Origin of the sequence: Nocardioides currus, from assembly GCF_003057875.1 — a bacterium.
In the GTDB taxonomy this organism is placed as follows: domain Bacteria; phylum Actinomycetota; class Actinomycetes; order Propionibacteriales; family Nocardioidaceae; genus Nocardioides; species Nocardioides currus.
This window is the reverse complement of sequence record NZ_PYXZ01000001.1, coordinates 731,619-754,097: the sequence shown is the minus strand read 5'-3', so window position 1 is coordinate 754,097 and position 22,479 is coordinate 731,619. Positions and strand designations below refer to the sequence as shown.

The following is a 22,479-nucleotide window of genomic DNA, read 5'->3' as shown; positions in this document are numbered from 1 at the left end:
ATTGTCGACCGACCGTACGGTCGAATGATGTCAGACGCGAGAGGCTGGGTCTTGTGAAAGTTGTCGGAATCACGCGGCCCGGCGGGCCCGAGGAGCTCGGTGTACACGAGCTGCCCACGCCCGACGCCGGACCCGGCGAGGTGCGCATCAGGGTGCGCGCGGCGTCCGTCAACCCGGTCGACACGCTGTTGCGCGCGGGCGCGATCCCGACCGACGGTGCCACCGCGCCCCACGTCCCCGGCATGGATGCCGCGGGCGTGGTCGACCAGGTCGGCGAGCACGTGGGCCAGTGGGTCATCGGGGACCGCGTCATGGCCTTCGCGCACCCGTTGACCTCGCACGGCGGTTCGTACGTCGAGAGCCTTGTCGCGCCGGCGGACGCCGTGGCCGCGGTCCCGCGCGGACTGGACCTTCACGCGGCAGCCACGCTCCCGATGAACGGCCTCACCGCGCTGCAGATCGTGGAGAAGCTCGAACGCCGCGGCGTGAGATCACTCGCGATCACCGGGGCCGCGGGGCAGCTGGGCGGCTACGTCATCCAGCTCGCGAAGGATCGTCGGATGTGGGTCGTGGCGGATGCGTCGCCCCACGACGTCGACTTGGTGCGGGGACTCGGGGCAGACCTCGTCGTCGGGCGTGGAGATGACGTCGCGGATGCCGTCAGGCAGGCGGTGCCCGCTGGTGTGGACGCCGTCGTCGACGCTGCTCTCCTGCACGAGCTGGCGCTCGGGGCGGTGCGCGACGGCGGGGTCTACCTAGCCGTACGGAGGTGGCGCGGCCTGCCCACGCGCGGCATCACCTTCGACGCGTCGGCCGTGCGCGAGGAGTATCACGTGCCGGGCCGGCTGGACCGTGTCCGCGACGCGGTGGAACGTGGTGTGCTGACGCCGCGTGTCGCCGGCGTCCTGCCGTCCGATGAGGCGGCGGAGGCCCACCGGCGTCTCGAGACGGGCGGATTGCGCGGCAGGTACGTCCTGACGTTCTGAGCACCGGGTGCGCCAATGGGCAAGCGGTCGACCGCTCGGTTGGTGCGGGGCCGATAATGGCCGCATGAGCCGGTACGTTCGCGCGGGGCGCCGCTCCGCGAAGACGCCCGAGGTGGATCGTCCGACCTCGTCCGACCTCGTCCGACGGCCCGTGGCGACTGCGGGCGGTGCCCCGTGAGCCTGTTTGGCCTGGCCGACATCCTGCTCCGCCCGCCCTCGGCCGGTGCTCGCGACCCAGCGCGCATGGCGCTGATAGCCGGGGAGCGGCGGCTGACGTACGCCGAGCTGACCGACCGCGTCCTGCGGCTGGCGACCGGCCTGCACCGACGCGGCTTCCGTCGTGGCGACGTGATCGCCCTCTACCTCAAGAACCGTGTCGAGTACCTCGAGATGATCTTCGCCGCCGCTCACATGGGTGGCGTCCTGGTCCCGGTCAACTACCTGCTCCGCCCAGGGGAGGTCGCCCACATCGTCGCGGACTCCGCCGCGCGTTGGCTCGTGACCGAGACGTCCCTGCTCGCGGGGGTGGCGACGAGCGCGGGCCCGGAGTTCCTCGTCGTCGTCGGTGACCCGGAGGGCGTGGTCGGCGGCGGGACGACGGTGGCGTACGACGACCTCGTCGTCGACGAGGCCGACGCTCCTGCAGCCGTCGTCGAGAGCTCGGAGACGGCGCTGCTCCAGTACACCTCGGGGACGACCGGGTTCCCCAAGGGCGCCGTGCACACGCACGCCACGGTCCTGGTCAACACCCTCGCCCAGGTCGTCGACTTCGAGATCACCTCAGCTGACACCCACGTGGTCGTTCCGTCGCTCAGCTGGGCGGCCGGGCTGCACTGCCTGACCCTGGGCACGATCTGGCGGCGAGGGACGGTCGTGCTGAAGCCGACGGGAGGCTTCGACGCCGACGACCTCGCCGACCTGGTCGAACGCCACCACGTCACGACCGGCATGTTCGCCCCGTCGGTGCTGCGGATGATCCTCGAGTCACGCGTCCACGAACGCCACGACCTCACCTCGCTCCGGCTCGTCCTCTCCGGGGGAGAGCCGGTCACGCCCGCCGAGATCGGCGAGCTCCAGCGACTGCTGCCGGCGGTCGACGTCCGGCACGGCTACGGCGTCTCGGAGTTCCCGAGCGTCGCGCTGCACCTGCCCGCTGACGACGTCGTGGACCGCGGCGGCGCCGCAGGGTGGAGCACAGTGGCGGCGAACATCCGGGTCGCACGACCGGGCGGGGGAGACGCGGCCGTCGGGGAGCACGGCGAGATCGTGATCCGATCTCCCGCCACGTCGATCGCCTACCTCGACGGCACCTCCGCCGTCGTCGACGGCTGGCTGCACACGGGGGACCGGGGCTACCTCGACGACGCCGGCATCGTCCACGTCTCGGGCCGCTCGAAGGAGATGATCGTGAGCGGGGGGCTCAACGTCTATCCCGCCGAGGTCGAGCGAGTGATCGCGGCGTTCCCGGGCGTGATCGAGGTGGCTGTCATCGGTGTCCCCGATCGCCGGCTCGGCGAGGTCGGGCACGCATTCGTCGTCTGCGACCACCCGGCCACGCTGGACCGGGAGGCGCTGCGCCGCCACGCCGAGCACGAGCTCGCGGGCTTCAAGGTCCCGCGGATGTGGACCGTGCGTGCCGACCGCCTGCCCCGGACCGTGACGGGGAAGCTGCGTCGCTCCGAGATGCTCTGAGGGCGGCGCGTGCGGAGGTCCGCCTAGCTGTAGTTCCCACAGAGGTTGTGAACGCCGGACGGTAGACGGATAGCGAGGACCTCCAGTACGGAGGGGGTTACCACACCAACCCGCCTACTGGAGGTCCTCATGACCCACGCTAATGCCCCGCTGACACCTGAAGGGCGTCGCCGCCTGGCCGTGGCGGTCGTCGAGCAGCACTGGACGGTGCAGCGTGCAGCTGAACGGTTCCAGGTCTCGCCGGCCACGGTGTCGAAGTGGGCCAACCGCTACCGCCGAGGTGAGCCGATGACCGACCGGCCCTCACGTCCCAAGACCTCGCCGCGGCGCTGCAGCCTGAGTCTTGAGCACCGGATCGTGAAGCTGCGCCACACCCGGCGTTGGGGGCCGCACCGCATCGCGTTCCACCTCGGTGTCCCGCGTTCCACGGTCGGACGGGTGCTGGCCCGCTACGCGATGCCGCTGTTGGCCCACCTCGACCAGGCCACCGGTCTGCCCGTCCGACGGCCCAAACCGGTGCGCTACGAAGCTGACAAGCCTGGCGACCTGGTCCACGTCGACATCAAGAAGCTCGGCAAGATCCCCGACGGCGGCGGGTGGCGGGCCTTCGGCCGCGGATCAGCCCAGGATCGTCGCTCCGGGTCGGTCTCGGACCGTGCGGCCCGTGCCGGGGCACCCGCATCACGCGGCTACGTGTACCTCCACCACGCCGTCGACGACCACTCCCGGCTGGCCTACTCCGAACAACTGCCCGACGAGCGCAAGGAGACCGCCGCCGGGTTCTGGCTGCGCGCCAAGGCGTTCTTCGCCGACGCCGGGATCAGCGTGCAGGCCGTGATGACCGACAACGGCGCCTGCTACCGCTCCCACGCCTTCGCTGCCGCGCTCGGCGAGGAGGTGAAGCACCGCCGCACCCGGCCCTACCGCCCCCAGACCAACGGCAAGGTCGAACGCTTCAACCGCACCCTCGCCGCCGAGTGGGCCTACGCCGCGATCTACCTCTCAGACGCCGCACGCGCCGCGACCTACGCCGACTGGCTCCACTTCTACAATCACCACCGACCCCACACCGGCATCGAAGGCCTCGTCCCAGCCGACCGCATTCACAACGTCACGGGGAACTACACCTAGCGGGCGCCGATGCCGGAGACGAAGTAGGTGTAGAACTGGTCCGCGAGGTCCTGCGCCGGGATCCGGCCGTCCGGGTTGTACCACTCGTAGGCCCAGTACGCCATGCCGAACAGTGCCAGTGACGCCAGCGTCGGGTCGAGGTCCTTGAACACCCCTTGCTCCACGCCGTCCGTGAGGATCTTGCGCACGGACCGCTCGTACTCGCCCTCCTGCTCACGCACGATCTTCTGTCGTTCGGGGCTGAGTCGGCGGAAGTACTCCCGGAAGACCCGCGTGTGGCCGGGGTGGCTGTGGAGCTGGGCGAAGATGTCGCGGAATACGCCGCGCAGCTGGTCCTCCGGCTGCGACTCCGTCGCGAGGCGCTCCTCCAGCTGGTCCCGCATGAGCTCGAAGAGCGTCATGTGGATGGAGAAGATGATCTCCTCCTTGCTCTTGAAGTAGTGGTAGAGCGTCGGCTTCGCGATGCCAGCGGCCTGCGCGATGTCATTCATGTTGACGACGTGGTCGCCTTGCTCCTCGTTGAGCATCTTCGCCGTGATCGCCACGATCTCCGCGCGCTTCTGCGGCGCCGCGGACTTGGGACCGCGCCGTGCGGGCTCATTCACTTGCTGTCTCCTCCGACTCGCCACGCACGGTGTCCGCGTGCCTCGCGCCACCCTAACGCCGCCGTCGGGTGCGGCCGTTCACCACGCAGCGGCGAGGATGCGATGCGCGTGGGCCCCGGGATCGGGATGGCGGTCCGTCCAGGCCGAGACGTCGTCCAGGGCGCGTCGGGCCACCTCCGCGACGGAGTCGGCCGGCAGGCCGACGTCGCGCAGGCGTGTCGACCTCGACCCCGTCGTGAGGGCGTGACGCACGACGTCGAGCACGTCCGCCCCCAGCGTGCTGCTCAGGTCGTCGAGCCGGTCGCGTTGGGCGGGACCGGAGGCCGCGACGACGTGGGGCAGCAGCAAGGCGTCGAGGATCCCGTTGGGTACGTCGACGAGGGGACCGATGGTGTGGGAGAGCGCCGCGGTCATCCCACCGCCGGTCACGTCGGTCGCCTCCCCCACGGCGACCGCGGCGATCACCGGTCGATCGTCGGTGCCCGGCTCGCCGCGCAGCGCCGCTGCGAGCGCCTCGGCCAGCTCGGCGACGGCGCCTCTCAACGTGACGTCGACCAGCGGGTGGTGCAGGGGGGACATCCATCCTTCGACAGCCATCACGTAGGCGTTCAGCACGGCGGCCGTTCTTGTGTCACGAGGCACACCCGTGGTGACGGTGCTGTCGACGACCACGCTGGCGGCCCGGGTGCGCGGGTCGTACAACGCGTGACGACGGCCGTCCACCGTCACCGCTGCGCCGGCCTTCGGCGCCGCCGTCGTGGGCGTCGTCGCGACGACGACCTGGGGGAGCCGACGCCCGGTGAGGCGCGGGCTGGTGACACGACCCTCGTCGTCGATGTGCGTCGACAGGTCGAGGAGCCCGGACCGCTCGTGCGCCACGATGTTCGCGGCCCGAGCGGTCGTGATGGCTCCGCCTCCGCCGACAGCCACCAACGCATCGGCACCGGAGCTGACGACGGCGTCCGCAACCCGCTCCACGGACTCCAGGGGCACGTCGGGTCGGACGTGATCCACCAGCTCGACGGCCCGTCCGCGCAAGGCAGCCCCGAGGGCGTCCATCAGGGCGGTGTCGCGCGCGGTCGACCGGCCGCAGACGACCAAGGGCCGGTGCGTGCCGACGCGCTCGAGCTCGTCTCCGAGGCGGCCCAGGGCGCCGGGCCCGACGACGACCCGCGGACCCCGTCGTGCGCCTGCGGTGGCGACTCCTGCCCTCACACCCCGAGGTAGCTCTCGAACAGCTTGTCCTGGTCGGCAGGATCGCCCATGTCGAGGGTCCCGGTGATCGCCCCCTGGTCCATCAGCAGGACCGAGTGGCACAGGCCGGTCAGGAGCTCGCCGTTCTGCTCCATGAGGACCATCGCGACCTCGCCCTCGTCGAGGACCTGGCGCAGGGCGACGGTGAGGTTGTCCACCGCGATCGGGGACAGACCCAGCGAGGGCTCGTCGAGGATGACGACCGTCGGCTCCTGCACGAGGGCACGCGCGATGGCGAGCAGCTGCTGCTCACCGCCGCTGAGCGATGCGCCGCGCATCGAGCGCTTGTGACCCAGGATGGGGAACTGCTCCTCCATCGCGGCGATCCGCTTCTCCCCTCGCCCGGCCGCGTGGACCGCCACCTCGAGGTTCTCGCGGACGGTCAGCTGGCCGAAGATGAGCCGGCCCTCCGGCACGAGCGAGATCCCCGCGCTCACGCGGGCCCGGGGCGACAGGTGCTCGACGGCGCGTCCGCCGAGCAGGATGGAACCGTTCGTGGTGGTCAGGGCGCCGGACAGGGTCTGGGCGAGGCAGGTCTTGCCGGCCCCGTTGCGACCGATCACGCCGATCGCACCGCGGTCGAGCTCGAAGCCCACCTCCGAGAACACCGGGACCGACTCGCGGTAGCCGCCCTGGAGGTCGATCACGGACAACGTGGTCACGTTGTGGTCCCTTCGTTGAGCCGGGCGGCGGACTTCCCCAGGTAGGCCTCGATGACGGACTGGTCCTTGAGCACCTCGCTCGAGGTGCCCGAGGCGAGCACCTTGCCGAAGTTGAGGACCTGGATGGTGGGGCACACGGAGGCCACGAGCCGGATGTCGTGCTCCACCAGGCACACGGCCATGTCGGGGCGCGCATCACGGATGACGGCCAGCGCGGCGATGAGCTCGCGACGCTCCTCCCTGCTCAGTCCTGCGGCGGGCTCGTCGAGCAGCAGCACCTTGGGCGAGGCGACCACGGCCCGGGCGATCTCGGCGATCTTCCGGACGCCGTAGGGCGCCTGGGACGGGACGTGGTCGGCGTACGCGGTGAACCCGAAGATGTCCACGACCTTTCGCGCCACCGCCACGGGGTCCTCGGCCGATGCGACCCGGCCCCGCCGGTCGCGACTGCGACGCAGGTCGACCCCGAGGAGGACGTTCTCCCACATGGTGAGGCTCTCCGCGAGCTGCGGGTGCTGGAACGTCCGGACGACTCCCAGCCGGCTCCGCGGACCGGGTCTCAGTGAGCCGATGCCCACACCGTCGAGGGTCGTTCGCCCGGCCTGCGGCACGTAGATGCCGCTGAGCACGTTCAGCATGGTCGTCTTGCCGGACCCGTTGGGACCGATCAGTCCGGTCCACTCGCCGCGAGGCAACGTCAGGCCGACCTCGTCGAGAGCCGTGTTGCCGCCGAAGCGCATCGTTACGCCCTGTGCCACCAGGCCGCCGGAGCTGTCGGTGCGTGGTGGGGCCGTGACCGGCTCGGTCTCCACGTGTGCGTTCACTTGGTGCCTTCCCGTCGGAGGTACACGTTGATGGCGAGTCGCTCCCCGAGCTCGGACAGGCCCTTGCCTCCGGCGAGGAGGGCCACGAGGAGGACGAGGCCGAACGCGATCGTGGTCGAGCTCGCCGGGATGAAGTTCTGGAGCCACAGCGGCATGCCGGCGACGACGATGCCGCCGATCCACGCGCCCGTGACGCTCCGTGTCCCGCCGATCAGCCCGCCGACGAAGACGAGGATCGCGATCATGATCGTCCACTGCGAGGAGGCGACGAAGCCGACCGTCAGCGCGAGCAGGAAGCCCGCGAAGCCGAAGATCGCCGACGCGTAGGTCCACACCAGGACCTTGACCAGCCGGGTGCGGATCCCGAACACCGCGGCGGCCTGCTCGGACTCGCCCACGCTGATGGCGATACGACCGGCGCGGCTGTTCAGTGTCCTGAGGTGGACAAGCCCGACCAGGACCATCGACGCCACGGCGACGATCAGCATGGCCGGTTCGGATCCGCTGATGACCGAGTCGCCGATGGTCGTGTCGACGAAGACGAACTTGCCGTTGTCCCCGCCGGTGATGTCCTTGAGGTAGGAGGCGAGGTCGAGCACCGAGTAGGCGAGGGCGAAGGTGACGAGTGCGGTCTGGATGCCTCCCAGTCGACTGGTGGGGATGGCCACGAGGAAGCCGACGACCGCGCACCCGACCACGGCGAGGACCAGGGACACGACGATGTTCTGGTCGCGCTCGAGGGCGTTGGCCGTGATGTACGACCCGAGCGCGAGGAAGGCCGTCGTGCTCAGGTTGATCTCGTTGAGCGTCGAGGCGATGGCGTTGTTCCCGACGATCGCGATCGCGTAGACGGTCGCCAGGATCAGTCCGTAGCGCGTCGACGCCGACCCGGTGAGCCCGATGACCAGGACCGCGACCGCGAAGGCGACCAGCGTGACGTGGCGGGGGAGCAGGAGGGCACCGCGCCCGGTGAAGACGGACGTGCGCAGGCGCACGGCGCGGTCGGGAGCGGGAGCGTGGTCGGGCTCGGAGACGATGGTCGCCATGGTCAGACCCTTTCGAGCGGTCGCTGGCCGAGCAGGCCGTAGGGGCGGACGAGGAGCATGCCGAGAAGCAGGACGTACATGCCGAAGTTGACGGCGCCCGGAGCGACGTAGGCGGCGATCAGGTTGGTCGAGATGCCGATGATGAGCCCGGACAGCAGTGCGCCGAGGACGCTGTCGAAGCCGCCGAGCACGACCGTGGCGAAGCCGAACACGAGCAGGGCGTTCACGCTGGTCGGGCTCAGGGAGTAGGCGGGGGCGACGAACAAGCCACAGACGCCGGCAAGGGCGCCGCCCAGGACCCAGCTCAGGCCCTTGAGCCGGTAGGCGCTCAACCCGATGTGGCGCGCGGCCTCGGCGTTGTCGTTGGCCGCACGCATCGCCGTACCGGTGCGCGAGAGCCGGAAGAAGAGGGCGAGCGCGATGAAGAGGCCGATGCACACCACGGCGGCGGTCACGTCCGCGACGCTCAGGGTCACCGGCCCGACGTCGAACGCCGCTCGGCTGCCCGCGGAGGGGAAGGCGCGCGGTTCGGGGTTGATGGTGACGTTCTCGATGCCCTGGATCGTCAGGCCGACGCCGATGGTCGCGAGCGCGGCCGTCAGCAGCCCGTGTCGCTCGAGGGGGATCACGATGAGGCCGCCGATGAGACCGCCGATGAGACCGGCTGCCCCGACGACGATCAGTGCCATGAGCGGGTAGGGGACATCGGCGGTGTAGGCGGCGATGCCGATGTAGAGCGCGACCGCGGCGATGTCGCCCTGGGCGAAGCTCACGTATCCGGACGTCCGGAAGATCGTCACGAGGCCGACGCCGGCGAGGGCGTAGATCAGGCCGAACGTCACTCCGGTGACGATGCAGGTCAGGAACAGGTCCATGACTCTCCAGTGCTGGGAGATGTGGTGGGGATGACCCGACCGTCTGGTCGGGTGGGAGAAACCGTATGGCGCGCGTCACACGGTGTCAACCGTCTGTGCCGATGCATCCGACGGGCGTCGAGCCGCACGTCAGCGCCAGTCGTCGAGGTCGCCGAACGTGGACGGCAACAGGTCGTCCACCGACCTCCGACGGCGGGCCAGCCAGTACGAGAGGTGAGGACCGTGGAAGGAGAAGCCGGTGTCCGCGCCGAGCTTCTGCGCTGCGTCCATCGGCCAGTTGGGGTTTAAGAGCATCTCCCGGCCCAGCGCGACGAGATCGGCTTGCCCGGAGCCGACGATGTGGTCGGCCTGCCGCGGGTGCACGATCAGCCCGACCGCCATGGTGCGCATCGACGTGGCCTCACGGATCGCTGCGGCGTACGGCACCTGGTAGCCGTAGGACGGCGGTGCTCCCGTGTCGAGCGAGGAGCCCGTGATGCCACCGGTGGAGCAGTCGATGACGTCCACACCGAGGTCGGCCAGGACGCGCGCGAGCCTGAGCGTGTCGTCGATCGTCCAGCCCGCTCCGTCGACACAGGACAGGCGGACGAACAGCGGCTTGTGGTCGGGCCACGCGGCTCGAGCATCGCCGACCACCTCGCGAAGGAGCCGGGTCCGGGCGTCGAAGGAGCCGCCGTAGTCGTCGGTGCGAGTGTTCGAGGCGGGGGAGAGAAATGTGTGCAGCAGGTATCCGTGCGCCCCATGGATCTCCAGCACGTCGTAGCCCGCGGCGTCGGCTCGCTCGACGGCGTCGCGCCAGCAGCGGCGGACCCGTTCGATGTCGGCGAGCGTCATGACACGCCAGGGGAGCCGGTCGTCGTGGTCGGGGGACGCGCTGGGCGCCAGGAGCTGCCACTCGGGATCGTCGTCCGCCGGTCCCAGGGCCGACGGCGGCTCCCAGGGGCGGGGTGAGCGCGCCTTCCTACCGGGGTGTCCCAGCTGGATCCCGGCCAGGGCCCCGGACTCGTGGATGACGTCGACGACGCGACGCAGGCCGGGGACGTGCGCGTCGTCCCAGATCCCCAGGTCGCCCTCGGTGCCGCGCGCGAGACCGTCGACCGTGGTCGCCTCCTGGAAGACGAGTCCGGCGCCCCCCTCGGCGAACCTGCCGAGGTGCATCACGTGCCAGTCCGTCACGTGGCCGTCGGCTCCGCGGTACTGCCACATCGGCGAGGTGACGATGCGGTTCTTGAACCTCGTACCCCGGATGGCGAGGTCGCTGAACAGGTGGGGCATGGGTTCTCCGTGGGTCAGTGGGTGGACATTCCTCCATCGACCGGCAGCGTGATGCCGGTGATGTAGGACGATGCGTCGCTGGCCAGGAACAGCAGGGCCGCGTCGAGCTCGTGCTGCTCGCCGAGGCGGTGGATGATCCCTCGCCGCTCGATGAAGCGGTGGAGGTCGTCGCGGGGGACCGACGCCGTCAGCTCGCTCTCGAAGTAGCCGGGCGCGAGCGCGTTGACGCGGATCCCCCTCCGCTGGCTCCACTGCTGGGCGAGGTCGCGCGTCAGCCCGATGACCCCGGCCTTGCTGGAGGCATAGGCCGCCTGTGGTGCGTAGGACGGGATGATCCCGAGCACGCTGGCGATGTTGACGATGCTCGAGCCCGGCCTCATGACACGCGCGCAGGCCTGTGCCATCCAGTAGCTGCCCATGAGGTTGACGTCCATGACCGCCGTGAACTGCTCAGCAGTCTCACGCAGGGCTGGGACGGCGCTGCCGACGCCGGCGTTGTTGACCAGCACGTCGACCGAGCCGAAGCGGTCCATCGCGGCAGACGCCAGCGAGCCGCACGAGCCCGGGTCTGCCACGTCCAGGTGCTGCCACAGGACCGTGCCCCCCGCCTCCTCCACCGCCCGGGCGGTCACTCGGAGCTGGTCGCAGCGGCGCGCACCGATCACGATGTTGGCGCCTGACTGGGCCAAAGCCCTGGCGAAGCCTGCACCGAGGCCGGAGCTTGCGCCCGTGACGACCGCCGTCCTCCCGTCGAGCCGGAAGCGGTCGAGCGTGGTCGTCATCTGCCGCGCTCCAATGCGTCGCCCTTGTCGAATCCCGGCCGCGGCAACGTCGCGAGCTGGTTCTTGCTCAGCGCCCCGTCCACCAGGATCTCCTCGCCGCTCACGTAGCCGGCGCGGCTGCTGGCCAGCCAGACGGCGGCATCGGCGATGTCCTGGGGGGTGCCGATCCTGCCGATCGGCGCCATCGACTCGCGTGCTGCCCGCATCGCAGGGTCCTGGTAGAACGCCTCGCTGAGGGGGGTGACGAGCATCGCCGGGCTGACGACGTTGCTGCGGATCCCGAACTCGCCCAGCTCGATCGCCAGCACCTGCGACAGCATCCGGACGCCGGCCTTGGCGACGCTGTAGGCGCCGGCGTATCCCTGCGGCATGTGTCCACCGATCGATGCGGTGTGCACCAGCGCCCCACCACCCAGCGACTTCATCTGCTGGGTGAACTCCCGCGCGCAGAGCATGTATCCGGTGAGGTTGATCCCGAGCAACCAGTTCCACTCGTCGAGGGGGATGGTGGTGGCCAGTCCGCTCTGCAGCACGGCAGCGTTGTTGACCAGCACGCCTGCGGGTCCGATGCGCTCGAGCACCTCGGCCGCGGACGCGGCCACCGACGCCTCGTCGGAGACGTCGCACGCCACGCCCACGGCGTGAGCCCCGCCCGACCGGAGTCGATCGGCGAGCGCGTCCACGTCGTCCTGCGCCCGGTCCAGCAGCGCGACCGAGGCTCCGACCGCGACGAAGCTCTCGGCCAGGCGCACCCCGATGCCGCCGGCGGCGCCGGTGATCACGACCGTGGTGCCGTCGAGGCCAAGCCAGTCGGCGTCGCCCCGGCTCATCGGACTGCCACCGGGGCGGGCCGACGGCCGCCGATCGCGGCGATCACCTGGTCGGCGGTCGCGAGCAGGCGGTCACGCTGCTGGTGTATCTCCTCGGTCGTCATGTCGCGGAAGCCGAAGAGCGTGAGCATCATCTCGACGCCGCCATTGGGCCCGAACACGGGAGCGCTGATGCTGCGGACGTTGTTGAGGTGTCCCGGTCGGAGTCGTTCGGGCTCGGAGTCGATCGTCATGATGGTCTGGGCGATCCGCACCATCTCGCGGCGCTGGTCGGGGGTCGGCCCCTCGGGCGCGACCCTGGCCACGGCCTCGGCGAAGCTCCGCTGGGCGGGCGAGTCGAGACCGAGGGACCAGCCGCGGTCCCGGACCCGGTCGAGGATGGAGCGCAGGACGGCCTTCTCCTCCTCGTCGTCGCGCGCCAGGTCCAGCCAGGAGTCGATGGTCTCACGTCCGTTCCACGCCACGAGGAGGGCCCCCATCGGAGGCAGCAGCGGCTGGCGCTGCCCGACGCGGCTCGGCACCTGTCGTTCGCGGCTCCCGCCCCAGCTGGCGAGGGTCAGCATCTCCTCGCCCTGCCGCACCATCGCGAGGCATTCGACGTCGAGGTCCTCGACCAGCCCCTCGACGTACGGGCGCGCGACCTCGGCGAACTTGAGCTCGCGCAGGAGCTGCGTGTCGAAGGCGGACGAGAGGGTCAGGGACGAGAAGTGCCCGAATCCCCCTTGGAAGAAGACGAGCGGCATCGACCGACCGGAGACACCGAGGTCCTTGACCTCGCCGATGACGATGTAGTGGTCGCCGGCGTCGTGGATGTCGCCGATCTCGCAGTCGATCCAGCCGAGCGCGTCATCGATGACCGGCGAGCCGGTGGTGCTCGCCGGGCGCCAGGTGACCCCGGCGAACTTGTCGGCCCCCTTGGTAGCGAAGGTGCGGCACATCCATTCCTGCTCGTGCGTGAGGAAGTTGACGCAGAAGCGTCCGCTCTCCCGGATCAGGGGGAACGTCGTCGACGACTTGTCGGGCAGGAACGCCACCAGGGGAGGGTCCAGCGAGACGGAGGTGAAGGACCCCACCGCCATGCCGGTCGGGGTGCCGTCGGTCGTGATGGCGGTGATCGCCGCCACGCCCGTGGGGAAGTGGCCGAGCACTTGTCGGTAGGTGGCGGAGTCGAAGGGGACGTCGGTGTTCACTGGCAGCCTCTGTGGTCGTGGTCTGTGGTCGTGGTCGGCCCGGGTCGGGTTCGTCAGGTGCGTGGGGTCAGCCCACCGGGGGCGACCAGACGAGATGTGCGCGAACGGTCGACGCAGCCGGGTCGACCCAGCCGTGCTCGGTCGCGAAGGCGATCATGCGGGCGAAGGAGTCGCCGGTCCCGCGGCTGTGGACGTCGGCCGCCCCCTCGAGCCACGCGAGTGACAGGTGCGCGTGCGTGTCGTCCGCCCTGCCTGCTCCCGCTGCTCTCAGGACCAGGTCGACCTCCGCCGGGACCGGGGCGGCGGCCGTGGCCTGCGCGCGGAGGTCCGTGAAGTCCTCGGGGTCGAGCACCTCCACGCTCCGCCGTCCGAGGTCGATCTCGATCTTCATGGGCCCTCCGTCGTCACAGCTGTGCCAGGAACGAGTCGATGGCCGAGTTCACGGCCTGCGGGTCGGTGAGGTTGGCCGCGTGGGGAGCGTCGGGTACGACGACCATCCCCCGGCTGTCGGGAACGCCGTCGTGCACGGCCCGCGCGCGGTCGAGCCCGGTGGAGGCGTCCGCGCTGCCGTGGACGACGAGCGTTGGACAGGCGATCTCGCCGAGGCGGTCGGTGAGGTCGTCGCGGCTGGTGAGGGCGGAGACCGCGTCCCGCACGTGCTGGGCGGGCATGCCTCGCCAATGGGCGAACCAGACGTCCTCGTCGACGCCGGGGCCCAGGATCTTCCCGCCGATCGCCGCCAGGGTGTCCTGGGACGGCCCGCCCTGCCAGGTGTCCGCCATCGTCGTGAAGGCGGCGCCGGACTCCGGGTTGATGGTGCCGGCCTGGCTCGAGAGCATCACGAGACCGAGGACGCGCTCCGGCGCCAGCAGGGCGGTCCGCAGTGACAGCAGTCCGCCCTGGCTCATGCCGACGAGGACGGCTCGGTCGATGTCGAGGTGGTCCATGAGGGCGAGCTGGTCGCGAGCGGAGTCCCACAGGGAGTACGGCCCGGTCCACTCGGTGTCGCCGTGCGACCGCTCGTCCCACGCGATGCAACGGTGCCGGTCGCGGAAGTGGGTGACCTGCGGCTCGAACATGGACCTGTTCATGAAGAGGCCGTGGCTCAGCAGGATCGCAGGAGCACCGGACCCGACGTCGTCGAAGGCGATGCGGGGCCCGTCCGGTCGCGCGAGGAACCCCGTCGACGGGCTGGTCATGGCTGCTCGAAGGTGGTGAACGGCTGGTGCGACAGCATGCCGCCGTCGACCCTGATCGACTGACCGTTGATGTAGGCGCCGTCGTCGGAGGCGAGGAACCGGACGAGGTGGGCGATGTCCTCGGGCCGACCGGGGCGCGCCGACGGGATGTGGCGCATCAGCGGTGAGGGTCCGTCGCCGCCCCCGTGCAGCGCGCGGGACTGGGCGGTCTCGATGTAGCCGGGCTGGATGGCGTTGCACCGGACCCCGGCGGAGCCGAACTGTGTGGCGACGTAGCGGGTGAGCGAGTCGACCGCGGCCTTCGAGGCGCCGTAGGCGGCGAGGTCCGCGGCGCCGAGTGCCGCCCGCGTCGAGGACATGTTGACGATGGCTCCGCCGCCGGACCGGACGAGGTGGGGGATCGCGAAGCGGCAGCCGAGCATCACGCCGCGCGCGTTGATCGTCATGATCTCGTCCCACGCCCCGGGCTCGAGGTCTTCGAGGTCGCGATCGACGTCGTAGAGGTGCGTGGCAGCCGCGTTGTTGTGCACGAGGTCGAGCCGGCCGTAGGTCGACACGGCGTGGTCCATCAGCTGCGACACCGACTCCGCGTCCGTCGCGTCGAAGGGGGCGAACGATGCCGACCCGCCGGCGGCGTTGATCGAGTCGACCGTGGCCGTGCCTGCGTCGGCGGCGATGTCGGCCACCATCACGGAGGCGCCCGCCGCGGCCAGGACGTGGGCCGTTGCCGACCCGATGCCGCCACCGGCGCCGGTCACGACCGCGACGCGGCCTGCGAGGTCACTCATGAATCCTCCTGGAGATGTGGACGAGGGGGCCGAGGTGGAACCGGCGGGGCCCGTCCTCCCACGGGCCCCGCCGGTTCGTCAGACGCCGGAGTGGGCCTTCTCGGCCTGCTGCTTCTCCGCCTGGTACTTCTCGGCCGAGGCGGCCTGCGAGCGCGCGGTCGTCTCGGCGCCCTCCGTGCCGCTGTCGATCACCTGCTGGTAGCTGGTCATCATCGGGTCGAGCTGGCCGGTGAAGTACGGGATGACCTGCTCGGCGAACAGCTCGTAGCTGCGCTTGGTGGCCGGCCAGTTCGCGTAGTCCGACGCCTGGAAGAGGTAGGTGCCGAAGCCACCCGACTTCTCGTGGAGGCGCAGGAGCTGCTCGATCGCCATCTCGGGAGTGCCGACGACTCCGCGGCCGGAGTCGTTGACGACCTTCACCAGCTCGCGGACGTCGGTGTAGGAGCCGAGCGCCGTCGGCGTGATGTGGGCGAGGTAGTCCAGCAGCCACCGCATGCCGTGCTCGACGTCCTTGATGGCCTGCTCCTCGGTCTCCGCGATGAACATCGGCCCCATGAGGCGCCAGGTGGAGCGGTCGACCGTGTGACCGTGCGCGGCGGCCTCGCTCTCGACGATGTCCCAGTGTCCGGCGAGCCGCTCGATGCCCGCCGGGTCCGTCGCGGCCAGCGACAACAGGCTGGTGCCCAGGCGACCGGCGAGCTTCGGGCCGGACGGGGACACGGCCCCGGTGACGGCGACCTCGAAGTCGGAGTAGGGCCTCATCTGGAGCACGGCCTCCTCGAGGGTGAACCAGTCGGCGCGATGGGTCACGGTCTCGCCGGCGAAGAGCCGGAGCATGACCTTGAGGGCCTCCTCCATGCGGTCCCGCTGGGTCGCAGGGTCGATCCCCATCATCCGGGCGTCCTTGAGCAGCTGGCCGGGCCCGGCGCCGAACATCATCCGCCCGCGGGTCATGTGGTCGAGCTGCACGAGGCGATCGGCGAGCATGAACGGCTGGTGGTACGGCAGGGACGCGACGCCGGTGCCGAGCCTGATGTGCTTGGTGCGCTCGGCGGCAGCGGCGATGAACAGCTCGGGCGAAGCCACCGTCTCGACACCGCCGGAGTGGTGCTCCCCGATCCAGGCCTCGTGGAAGCCGAGCTGGTCGAGGTGCTCCACGAGCTGGAGGTCGCGCTCGATGGCGAGCGTCGGGTTGAGCGGCAGCTTGTGGTACGGCCCGAGGAAGGCGCCGAAGCGAAGTGCGGGTCCGGAGTAGGTCACGAGGGCCTCCAGTGATCGAGGGTGGTGGGTCTATGATCGACCGTCTAGTCGGTCGGGAATTGCGAGCGTAAGTGCCGAAGTAGTGCGCGTCAATGGCCGGCGCCCGCTCCGGAGTCCTGGTGGCCGGAACGGGCGCCGACGCGCCTCAGCCCAGGTCGGGCAGGGGCTGGAAGTCCTCGACGGAGGAGTACACGCCGTTCTTGAGCCCCATCATCTGGGCCTGGGTCGCGCCCGTGAACTGGTCCGAGGTCCACGTGATCCCCTTGTTCACGGGGGTGTCGATGCTCAGGCCGTCGGTCGCGGCCAGGACCTGCTCGGGGCTCGGGACCTCGCCGTCGTTGGCCTCGACCGCCGCGGTGACCGCCTCGACGAACGCGTCCGCCGCCAGGTAGCCGGTCATCGTGGTGCCGTTGGTGTAGTCGCACCCGTCGATCTGGTCGCAGTACTTCTTGAAGTCCGCGGCGTCCTCGCTGTCGGGCATCGGCTTGTGCGTCGAGAAGAAGATGCGTCCGTCGAGGACGTTGCCCATGATCTCGGGCACGGCCGTCTGCGCCAGCGGGAAGGCCGACAGCCACGTCGGCTTGAACCCGATCTGCTCGGCGGCCTTGATCATCACGGTCGAGACGGCAGGGGTGTGGATGAGGACGACGAAGTCCGCGTCGGCGGCCTTCAGCTTGGCGGCCTGCGAGCTGGCGTTGGTCGCCGTGGCGCTGAACTCGACTTCGGCCACCGGCTCCAGGTCGTACTGCGCGAGCATCGCCTCGGCCCCGTCACGGGTCGGTTCGCCCACGGCGTCGGGGGTGTAGGCGATCGCGACGCGCTCGGCGCCGAGCTCCTCGACCGCGTACCTGACCGACGCTGCTGCCAGCAGGTCGTAGCCCGGGATCACCTGGCGGTACGACGTCGGGGACTCGGTGATGAGGGAGGTCGCACCGCCGCCGGGGATGGCCAGCACCTTCTTCTGCGCCAGGTAAGGCAGGACCGCGTAGGAGTCGGCCGACCCGGCGCCGAGGATCGCGAGGACCTCGTCGCTCTCGACCAGCTGGCGTGCAACGCCCGGGGCCTTCGCGGGATCGAGCTGGTCGTCGCCGATCTCGAGGACGATCTCGTGGCCGTCGATTCCGCCCTCCTCGTTGACCTGGTTGAATCGAGCCAGCTGGCCGTTGATGTTGGTCTGGCCCTCGCTGGAGTTGGGGCCCGTCATGGCGACCATCGCGCCGACGACGATGTCGTCCGACCCTCCGGAGCCGCCTGAGTCGCCGCCACAGGCGGCCAGGGCGAGTGCGGCCGTCGCGACCAGTGAGGTCATGGTGACGAGGCGAGCGCGGTGTCGCCGGGTCGAGTGCGTGGTCATGTCCGTGCCTTTCGACTGAGGGATCGCCCAAGGTGCGTCGGCCCGAGATGAATCATCTACCGACCGGGCGGTTGGGATGCCGCCGGACTGTAATGCGCGTCACTCGACGAGGTCAAGGAGTTGCGGAGAGTCGTTGACCCCGGTTGACACGAGCCTTACGGTATGGCCAACCGACTGGACGGTCGGAGATTGTGGTCTGGGATCTGGAGGAGGAGCCATCCGTACTCACGTGCAACCGGTCGTGCCGGTGGTGGGCCGATGACGGCCGTCGAGGTCACGCCGGCAGACCTGCGGCGGCAGGAGATCATCTCCAAGGCCGCCGCCCTCTTCGACGAGGTCGGCTACGGCAGCACGAGCATGGACTCGATCGCGCGGGCGATGGAGATGGCCAAGCCGACGTTGTACCACTACTTCCGGAGCAAGGACGAGATCCTGTCGTCGATCCACGAGGAGTTCATCGACCTGCTCATCGCGCAGCACGAGGCCCACCAGGCCGCCGGGCTGCGACCCGGGGAGGCGATCCAGGAGCACGTCGCCGACATCTTGTCGCTGATGGACACCCACCACGGCCACGTGCGGGTGTTCTTCGAGCACTACCGCGAGCTCCCGGTGTCGCGGCGCGCCGAGATCGACCACAAGCGCTCCGCCTACTTCGAGTTCGTCGGCCGGATGGTGCGGGACGGGATCGCGTCCGGCGAGTTCCGCGACCTCAACCCGACCATCACCACGATGGCCATCTTCGGGATGGCCAACTGGACCTACCAGTGGTACGACCCGTCCGGGTCGCTCGACTCCCGCACGATCGCCGAGAGCTTCTGGGATCTCCTGCAGAGGGGAATGCTGAGCGGGGAGGATGCGCGGTGATCGACTTCGACCTGTCCGACAAGGTGCTCGTCGTGACGGGAGGGGCGTCCGGGATCGGACGGGCGGTGGTCGACCTCGCCCACCGGCAGGGCATGGCGATCGCCATCCTCGACGTGGACGGGGAGGCCGCCGACCGAGCCGCCGCCGAGCTCTCCAGGAGTGGGGCGCCCACGCTCGCCCGCGCCGTGGACGTCCGTGACCGCGACGCCGTGGTCTCGGTCGTCGCCGAGGTCGAGTCGTTGCTCGGGCCGGTCCACGGGGCGGTCACGTGCGCGGGCATCTCCCGACCGGCGCCGCCCGAGGACATGACGGACGACCAGTGGTCGTCCGTCATGGACGTCAACGTCACCGGCACCTTCAACGTCGTCCGGGCCGTGGGCGCGCGCATGCTCGAGCGGGGGTCGGGCTCGATCGTCACGGTCGGCTCCACCAACTCGCTGGGCGGTCACGCCCACCGCGCCAACTACACCGCCTCCAAGCACGCGATCCTGGGGCTGGTCCGGTCGATCGCGATCGACTGGGGCCGACGCGGGGTCCGGGTGAACGCGATTGCGCCCGGGGTGGTCGACACCCCGCTGCTGCGCAACACCAACAGCGAACAGATGCTGCGTGACACGTTCTTCGTCCGCATCCCGATGGCCCGGCCGTCGCTGCCGGACGAGCAGGCGAGGGTGGCCATGTTCTTGTTGTCGGAGGCCGCCTCGTACGTCACGGGCGCGGTCCTGCCCGTGGACGGGGGGCTGACGTCCGGCTACTTCAACCACGTCGACCTCGATGACTGAGACGGCGGAGGCTGAGCACCTGGCCGACCCGGCCCTGACGAGACCCGACCTGATGGGCCCGCGCCTGGTCGAGGCCACCGGCGACGCGCGGTGGAACGACCTCGAGGCCGTCCTGATCGCCGGCGGCAAGTCGAACCTGACCTTCGCGCTGCGCAGTGGTGCAGGGGAGCTCGTGCTGAGGCGCCCCCCGACGGGCGACCTGCTGCCGAGCGCGCACGACATGCGTCGCGAGGTGACCGTGCAGCAGGCCCTGGCGGACACGCTGGTGCCCGTGCCACGCGTGGTGCTGGCCGACCTCGACGGCGACCTCCTGGGCGTGCCGAGCTACGTCATGACCAAGGCCGAGGGCGTGGTGGTGCGCGACACGCTTCCGGCAGGCTGGGCAGAGAACGCCGACGAGCGTCGGCGTGCGTCGGTCGCGCTCGTCGAGACCCTGGCGACCCTCCACTCGGTCGACGCCGGTGGGGTGGGGCTCGGGTCGTTCGGACGGCCCGAGGGCTTCCTGGCCCGACAGGTCGCTCGATGGACGCGCCAGTGGGAGGCATCGCGGACCTCGGTCGTCGCCGAGGTCGACGAGCTCGCCCGCGGGCTGGCGGCTCGCGAGCCGCGCAGGCCGGGGGTCGGGGTGGTGCACGGCGACTTCCGCCTGGACAACTGCGTCATGGCTGCGTCCGACCCGGGTCGTGTCGTGGCGGTGCTCGACTGGGAGATGGCCACGCTCGGTGATCCGCTCACCGACCTGGCGATGCTCCTCTTCTACTGGCGTGAGCCGGGCGAGGAGCCGACCTTCGTCCCCGCCGTCACCGACCTGGGCGGGTTCATGGGCCGTTCCGAGGTGGCCGAGCACTACGCGTCCCTGTCGGGGACGGACCTCGAGGACCTCGACCTCTACCTCGCGTTCGCGCACTTCAAGTTCGCGGTCATCGCGCAGGGCATCGCCGCACGCGTCGCGGGCGGCGCCATGGCGGGCCAGGACTTCGGCGACCTGCGCGGCGAGGTGCTCAGGTGCGCCCGTGCAGGACTCCACCACCTTCGGAAAGGGATGTGACGATGGACTTCGCCCAGAGCGATCGCGCACGGGAGACGTGCGAGGCGATGTGGGACTTCATGCGCGAGGAGGTCTTCCCGGCCGAGCCGACGTGGGCTTCCCAGCTGAGGGAGAACGGGGAGCACAGCACGCCGGCGGTGCTCGACGACCTCAAGGAGTCGGCCAGGCGCCGGGGGCTGTGGAACCTCTTCCTGCCCCGCCTGTCGGGCATGAGCAACGTCGAGTACGCCGCCGTCGCGGAGATCTCGGGTTGGTCGCCGGTCATCGCGCCCGAGGCGATCAACTGTCAGGCGCCTGACACCGGGAACATGGAGACGCTCGACCTCTTCGCCACCGAGGCGCAGAAGGAGCGTTGGCTCGAGCCGCTCCTCGACGGCCGCATCCGTTCCGCGTTCGCCATGACCGAGCCGGGCGTCGCCTCGTCCGACGCGACCAACATCGAGCTGTCGATCGTGCGCGACGGGACCGACTACGTCATCAACGGCTCGAAGTGGTGGATCTCCGGTGTGGCGGACGAGCGATGCCAGATCTTCATCGTGATGGGCAAGACCGACCCTGACGCGGACACGCACCGGCAGCAGTCGATGATCCTCGTGCCGCGGGACACTCCTGGGCTCGAGATCGTGCGACACCTGCCGATCTTCGGCTACCAGGACCAGCACGGGCACTCCGAGCTCCGCTTCGTCGACGTCCGGGTGCCGGCGGAGAACCTCCTGGGCGAGGAGGGCGACGGGTTCACGATCGCCCAGGCGCGGCTCGGTCCCGGCCGGATCCACCACGCGATGCGCGCGCTCGGGATGGCCGAGCGGGCCCTCGCCCTCATGGTGGACCGCGCGCAGTCGCGGGTCGCCTTCGGTCGTCCGCTGGCCGAGCAGGGAGTGGTGCAGGAGCACATCGCCCGGTCGCGCGTCGAGATCGACCAGGCCCGCCTGTACGTCCTCCAGACGGCCTGGCTGATCGACCAGTACGGCGCCAAGGGAGCGAAGACGGAGATCTCGGGCATCAAGGTGGCGGCGCCGGAGGTCGCGACCCGGGTCATCGACCGGGCGATCGAGGTCTTCGGTGCCGCGGGGGTCAGCGACGACACCCCGCTCGCCTACTTCTACGCCTGGGCCCGGGTCCTGCGCATCGTCGACGGTCCGGACGCGGTGCACCGCCGCGGGATCGCCCGGCACGAGCTGCGGAGGAGTCGCCCCTACGTGGGCTGACGCGACCTCGACGAACACGACGGAAGGAATGCACGTGGAAGCACTGATGAGCGACAAGTCGATCCTGGTCACCGGAGGAGGGTCGGGGATCGGTCGCGCCGCGAGCCTGGTCTTCGCTCGTGAGGGGGGCCGGGTGCTCGTGGCGGACCTCTACCTCGAGCGCGCCTCCGAGACGGCCGAGCTGATCCGCGAGGCCGGAGGCGTTGCCCTGGCCGTGCGGACGGACGTCTCGCGCGAGGACGACGTGCGCGCCATGGTCGACCTCGCCGTCGCCGAGCTCGGGCAGCTCGACTGTGCCTTCAACAACGCAGGCATCGGGACCGCCGCGACGGAGTCGACGAACACCAGGATCGTCGACATGAGGCAGGAGGCCTGGGACCGCACGCTCGCGGTGAACCTGACGAGCGTCTGGCACTGCATGAGGGCGGAGATCCCCCACATGGTCGAGAGGGGCGGCGCCATCGTCAACACCGCCTCGATCGCCGCCCGCGGCGCACTGGCGGGCTCGGCGGCCTACGTGGCGAGCAAGCACGGTGTCGCCGGCCTCACGAAGAGCGCCGCGATCGAGTACGCCGAGGACGGCGTCCGCGTAAACGCGGTCGCGCCCGGCCACATTGAGACCCCGCTCCTCGAGCAGGCCCTTGCACGTCGCGGCGGCGAGCTCAGCCCCCGCAACCCCGTGCGCCGCTTCGGCCGCGCCGAGGAGATCGCCGAGACCGTCGTCTGGCTCTGCTCGGACCGGTCGTCGTTCACCACGGGCGAGCTGGTCACGATCGACGGCGGGCGTCTGGCCCGGGCCTGACCGGAGCCGGCGCTGACCTGGC

Annotated in this window: 23 protein-coding genes; 8 read left to right on the top strand and 15 right to left on the bottom strand. The window is 70.4% G+C overall.

Annotated elements, in window-relative coordinates:
• Positions 1-53: 53 nt before the first annotated feature.
• The 3 genes from C7S10_RS03625 (at position 54) to C7S10_RS03615 (ending at position 3,809) form a co-directional block, all read left to right on the top strand.
• Positions 54-986: an NADP-dependent oxidoreductase gene (locus tag C7S10_RS03625; RefSeq protein WP_108342999.1), complete on the top strand. Its 933-nt coding sequence runs from the start codon at positions 54-56 to the stop codon at positions 984-986.
• Between the two features lie 174 nt (positions 987-1,160).
• Positions 1,161-2,678, top strand: a complete 1,518-nt coding sequence (locus C7S10_RS03620; RefSeq protein ID WP_279303151.1) for a class I adenylate-forming enzyme family protein — start codon at positions 1,161-1,163, stop codon at positions 2,676-2,678.
• 129 nt (positions 2,679-2,807) lie between these two features.
• Complete coding sequence (locus C7S10_RS03615; RefSeq protein ID WP_108342997.1) at positions 2,808-3,809, top strand: IS481 family transposase; 1,002 nt, start codon at positions 2,808-2,810, stop codon at positions 3,807-3,809.
• Here the strand turns inward: C7S10_RS03615 and C7S10_RS03610 are convergent.
• The 15 genes from C7S10_RS03610 to C7S10_RS03540 form a co-directional block, all read right to left on the bottom strand.
• Complete coding sequence (locus C7S10_RS03610) at positions 3,806-4,414, bottom strand: TetR/AcrR family transcriptional regulator (protein WP_108342996.1); 609 nt, start codon at positions 4,412-4,414, stop codon at positions 3,806-3,808. The two genes, C7S10_RS03615 and C7S10_RS03610, sit on opposite strands and share 4 nt — an antisense overlap.
• Positions 4,415-4,492: 78 nt before the next feature.
• Positions 4,493-5,629 (bottom strand): iron-containing alcohol dehydrogenase, encoded by a 1,137-nt coding sequence (locus C7S10_RS03605; protein ID WP_165807037.1) that lies wholly within the window; start codon positions 5,627-5,629, stop codon positions 4,493-4,495.
• Positions 5,626-6,330: an ABC transporter ATP-binding protein gene (locus C7S10_RS03600; protein WP_165807036.1), complete on the bottom strand. Its 705-nt coding sequence runs from the start codon at positions 6,328-6,330 to the stop codon at positions 5,626-5,628. Before C7S10_RS03600 ends, C7S10_RS03605 begins: the two co-directional genes overlap by 4 nt.
• Positions 6,327-7,154 carry an ABC transporter ATP-binding protein gene (locus C7S10_RS03595; RefSeq protein WP_207769211.1) on the bottom strand — a complete coding sequence of 276 codons (828 nt, stop codon included), beginning with the start codon at positions 7,152-7,154 and terminating at the stop codon, positions 6,327-6,329. Before C7S10_RS03595 ends, C7S10_RS03600 begins: the two co-directional genes overlap by 4 nt.
• Positions 7,151-8,200 (bottom strand): branched-chain amino acid ABC transporter permease, encoded by a 1,050-nt coding sequence (locus C7S10_RS03590; protein ID WP_108342993.1) that lies wholly within the window; start codon positions 8,198-8,200, stop codon positions 7,151-7,153. The genes C7S10_RS03595 and C7S10_RS03590 overlap by 4 nt, the downstream gene beginning before the upstream one ends.
• 2 nt (positions 8,201-8,202) lie before the next feature.
• Positions 8,203-9,075, bottom strand: a complete 873-nt coding sequence (locus tag C7S10_RS03585) for a branched-chain amino acid ABC transporter permease (RefSeq protein WP_108342992.1) — start codon at positions 9,073-9,075, stop codon at positions 8,203-8,205.
• 129 nt (positions 9,076-9,204) lie between these two features.
• Positions 9,205-10,350 (bottom strand): NADH:flavin oxidoreductase/NADH oxidase, encoded by a 1,146-nt coding sequence (locus C7S10_RS03580; RefSeq protein WP_108342991.1) that lies wholly within the window; start codon positions 10,348-10,350, stop codon positions 9,205-9,207.
• 14 nt (positions 10,351-10,364) lie between these two features.
• Positions 10,365-11,132 carry an SDR family NAD(P)-dependent oxidoreductase gene (locus tag C7S10_RS03575; RefSeq protein WP_108342990.1) on the bottom strand — a complete coding sequence of 256 codons (768 nt, stop codon included), beginning with the start codon at positions 11,130-11,132 and terminating at the stop codon, positions 10,365-10,367.
• Complete coding sequence (locus C7S10_RS03570; protein ID WP_108342989.1) at positions 11,129-11,962, bottom strand: SDR family NAD(P)-dependent oxidoreductase; 834 nt, start codon at positions 11,960-11,962, stop codon at positions 11,129-11,131. Before C7S10_RS03570 ends, C7S10_RS03575 begins: the two co-directional genes overlap by 4 nt.
• Positions 11,959-13,152, bottom strand: a complete 1,194-nt coding sequence (locus tag C7S10_RS03565; RefSeq protein WP_207769210.1) for a flavin reductase — start codon at positions 13,150-13,152, stop codon at positions 11,959-11,961. The genes C7S10_RS03570 and C7S10_RS03565 overlap by 4 nt, the downstream gene beginning before the upstream one ends.
• A 67-nt stretch (positions 13,153-13,219) precedes the next feature.
• Positions 13,220-13,543, bottom strand: coding sequence for a hypothetical protein (locus tag C7S10_RS03560; protein WP_108342987.1), 324 nt, complete (start codon positions 13,541-13,543; stop codon positions 13,220-13,222).
• Positions 13,544-13,556: 13 nt separating this feature from the next.
• Positions 13,557-14,351, bottom strand: coding sequence for an alpha/beta fold hydrolase (locus C7S10_RS03555; protein ID WP_108342986.1), 795 nt, complete (start codon positions 14,349-14,351; stop codon positions 13,557-13,559).
• Positions 14,348-15,139 (bottom strand): SDR family NAD(P)-dependent oxidoreductase, encoded by a 792-nt coding sequence (locus tag C7S10_RS03550; protein ID WP_108342985.1) that lies wholly within the window; start codon positions 15,137-15,139, stop codon positions 14,348-14,350. Before C7S10_RS03550 ends, C7S10_RS03555 begins: the two co-directional genes overlap by 4 nt.
• 78 nt (positions 15,140-15,217) lie before the next feature.
• Positions 15,218-16,399, bottom strand: a complete 1,182-nt coding sequence (locus C7S10_RS03545) for an LLM class flavin-dependent oxidoreductase (protein WP_108342984.1) — start codon at positions 16,397-16,399, stop codon at positions 15,218-15,220.
• Positions 16,400-16,544: 145 nt separating this feature from the next.
• The gene (locus C7S10_RS03540) at positions 16,545-17,708 is read right to left on the bottom strand and encodes an ABC transporter substrate-binding protein (protein ID WP_165807035.1); all 1,164 of its coding nucleotides are present in this window, start codon (positions 17,706-17,708) and stop codon (positions 16,545-16,547) included.
• Between the two features lie 303 nt (positions 17,709-18,011).
• Between C7S10_RS03540 and C7S10_RS03535 the strand changes: the two genes are divergently transcribed.
• From C7S10_RS03535 to C7S10_RS03515, 5 genes are read left to right on the top strand one after another with little or no spacing between them, the layout of a single operon-like run.
• Positions 18,012-18,617, top strand: coding sequence for a TetR/AcrR family transcriptional regulator (locus C7S10_RS03535; protein WP_165807034.1), 606 nt, complete (start codon positions 18,012-18,014; stop codon positions 18,615-18,617).
• Positions 18,614-19,399 carry an SDR family NAD(P)-dependent oxidoreductase gene (locus tag C7S10_RS03530; protein WP_108342981.1) on the top strand — a complete coding sequence of 262 codons (786 nt, stop codon included), beginning with the start codon at positions 18,614-18,616 and terminating at the stop codon, positions 19,397-19,399. Before C7S10_RS03535 ends, C7S10_RS03530 begins: the two co-directional genes overlap by 4 nt.
• Positions 19,392-20,447, top strand: a complete 1,056-nt coding sequence (locus C7S10_RS03525) for a phosphotransferase family protein (RefSeq protein WP_108342980.1) — start codon at positions 19,392-19,394, stop codon at positions 20,445-20,447. The genes C7S10_RS03530 and C7S10_RS03525 overlap by 8 nt, the downstream gene beginning before the upstream one ends.
• A gap of 2 nt (positions 20,448-20,449) precedes the next feature.
• Positions 20,450-21,655: an acyl-CoA dehydrogenase family protein gene (locus tag C7S10_RS03520; RefSeq protein WP_108342979.1), complete on the top strand. Its 1,206-nt coding sequence runs from the start codon at positions 20,450-20,452 to the stop codon at positions 21,653-21,655.
• A 34-nt stretch (positions 21,656-21,689) separates the two neighbouring features.
• Positions 21,690-22,457, top strand: coding sequence for an SDR family NAD(P)-dependent oxidoreductase (locus C7S10_RS03515; protein ID WP_243395176.1), 768 nt, complete (start codon positions 21,690-21,692; stop codon positions 22,455-22,457).
• Positions 22,458-22,479 lie beyond the last annotated feature (22 nt).

Bases quoted from the DNA above. Each gene is read 5' to 3' on its own strand.
- C7S10_RS03550 (WP_108342985.1), bottom strand. From the start codon at position 15,139: ATGAGTGACCTCGCAGGCCGCGTCGCGGTCGTGACCGGCGCCGGTGGC.
- C7S10_RS03570 (WP_108342989.1), bottom strand. From the start codon at position 11,962: ATGAGCCGGGGCGACGCCGACTGGCTTGGCCTCGACGGCACCACGGTC.
- C7S10_RS03585 (WP_108342992.1), bottom strand. From the start codon at position 9,075: ATGGACCTGTTCCTGACCTGCATCGTCACCGGAGTGACGTTCGGCCTG.
- C7S10_RS03535 (WP_165807034.1), top strand. From the start codon at position 18,012: ATGACGGCCGTCGAGGTCACGCCGGCAGACCTGCGGCGGCAGGAGATC.
- C7S10_RS03580 (WP_108342991.1), bottom strand. From the start codon at position 10,350: ATGCCCCACCTGTTCAGCGACCTCGCCATCCGGGGTACGAGGTTCAAG.
- C7S10_RS03615 (WP_108342997.1), top strand. From the start codon at position 2,808: ATGACCCACGCTAATGCCCCGCTGACACCTGAAGGGCGTCGCCGCCTG.
- C7S10_RS03560 (WP_108342987.1), bottom strand. From the start codon at position 13,543: ATGAAGATCGAGATCGACCTCGGACGGCGGAGCGTGGAGGTGCTCGAC.
- C7S10_RS03590 (WP_108342993.1), bottom strand. From the start codon at position 8,200: ATGGCGACCATCGTCTCCGAGCCCGACCACGCTCCCGCTCCCGACCGC.
- C7S10_RS03555 (WP_108342986.1), bottom strand. From the start codon at position 14,351: ATGACCAGCCCGTCGACGGGGTTCCTCGCGCGACCGGACGGGCCCCGC.
- C7S10_RS03575 (WP_108342990.1), bottom strand. From the start codon at position 11,132: ATGACGACCACGCTCGACCGCTTCCGGCTCGACGGGAGGACGGCGGTC.
- C7S10_RS03520 (WP_108342979.1), top strand. From the start codon at position 20,450: ATGGACTTCGCCCAGAGCGATCGCGCACGGGAGACGTGCGAGGCGATG.
- C7S10_RS03540 (WP_165807035.1), bottom strand. From the start codon at position 17,708: ATGACCTCACTGGTCGCGACGGCCGCACTCGCCCTGGCCGCCTGTGGC.
- C7S10_RS03525 (WP_108342980.1), top strand. From the start codon at position 19,392: ATGACTGAGACGGCGGAGGCTGAGCACCTGGCCGACCCGGCCCTGACG.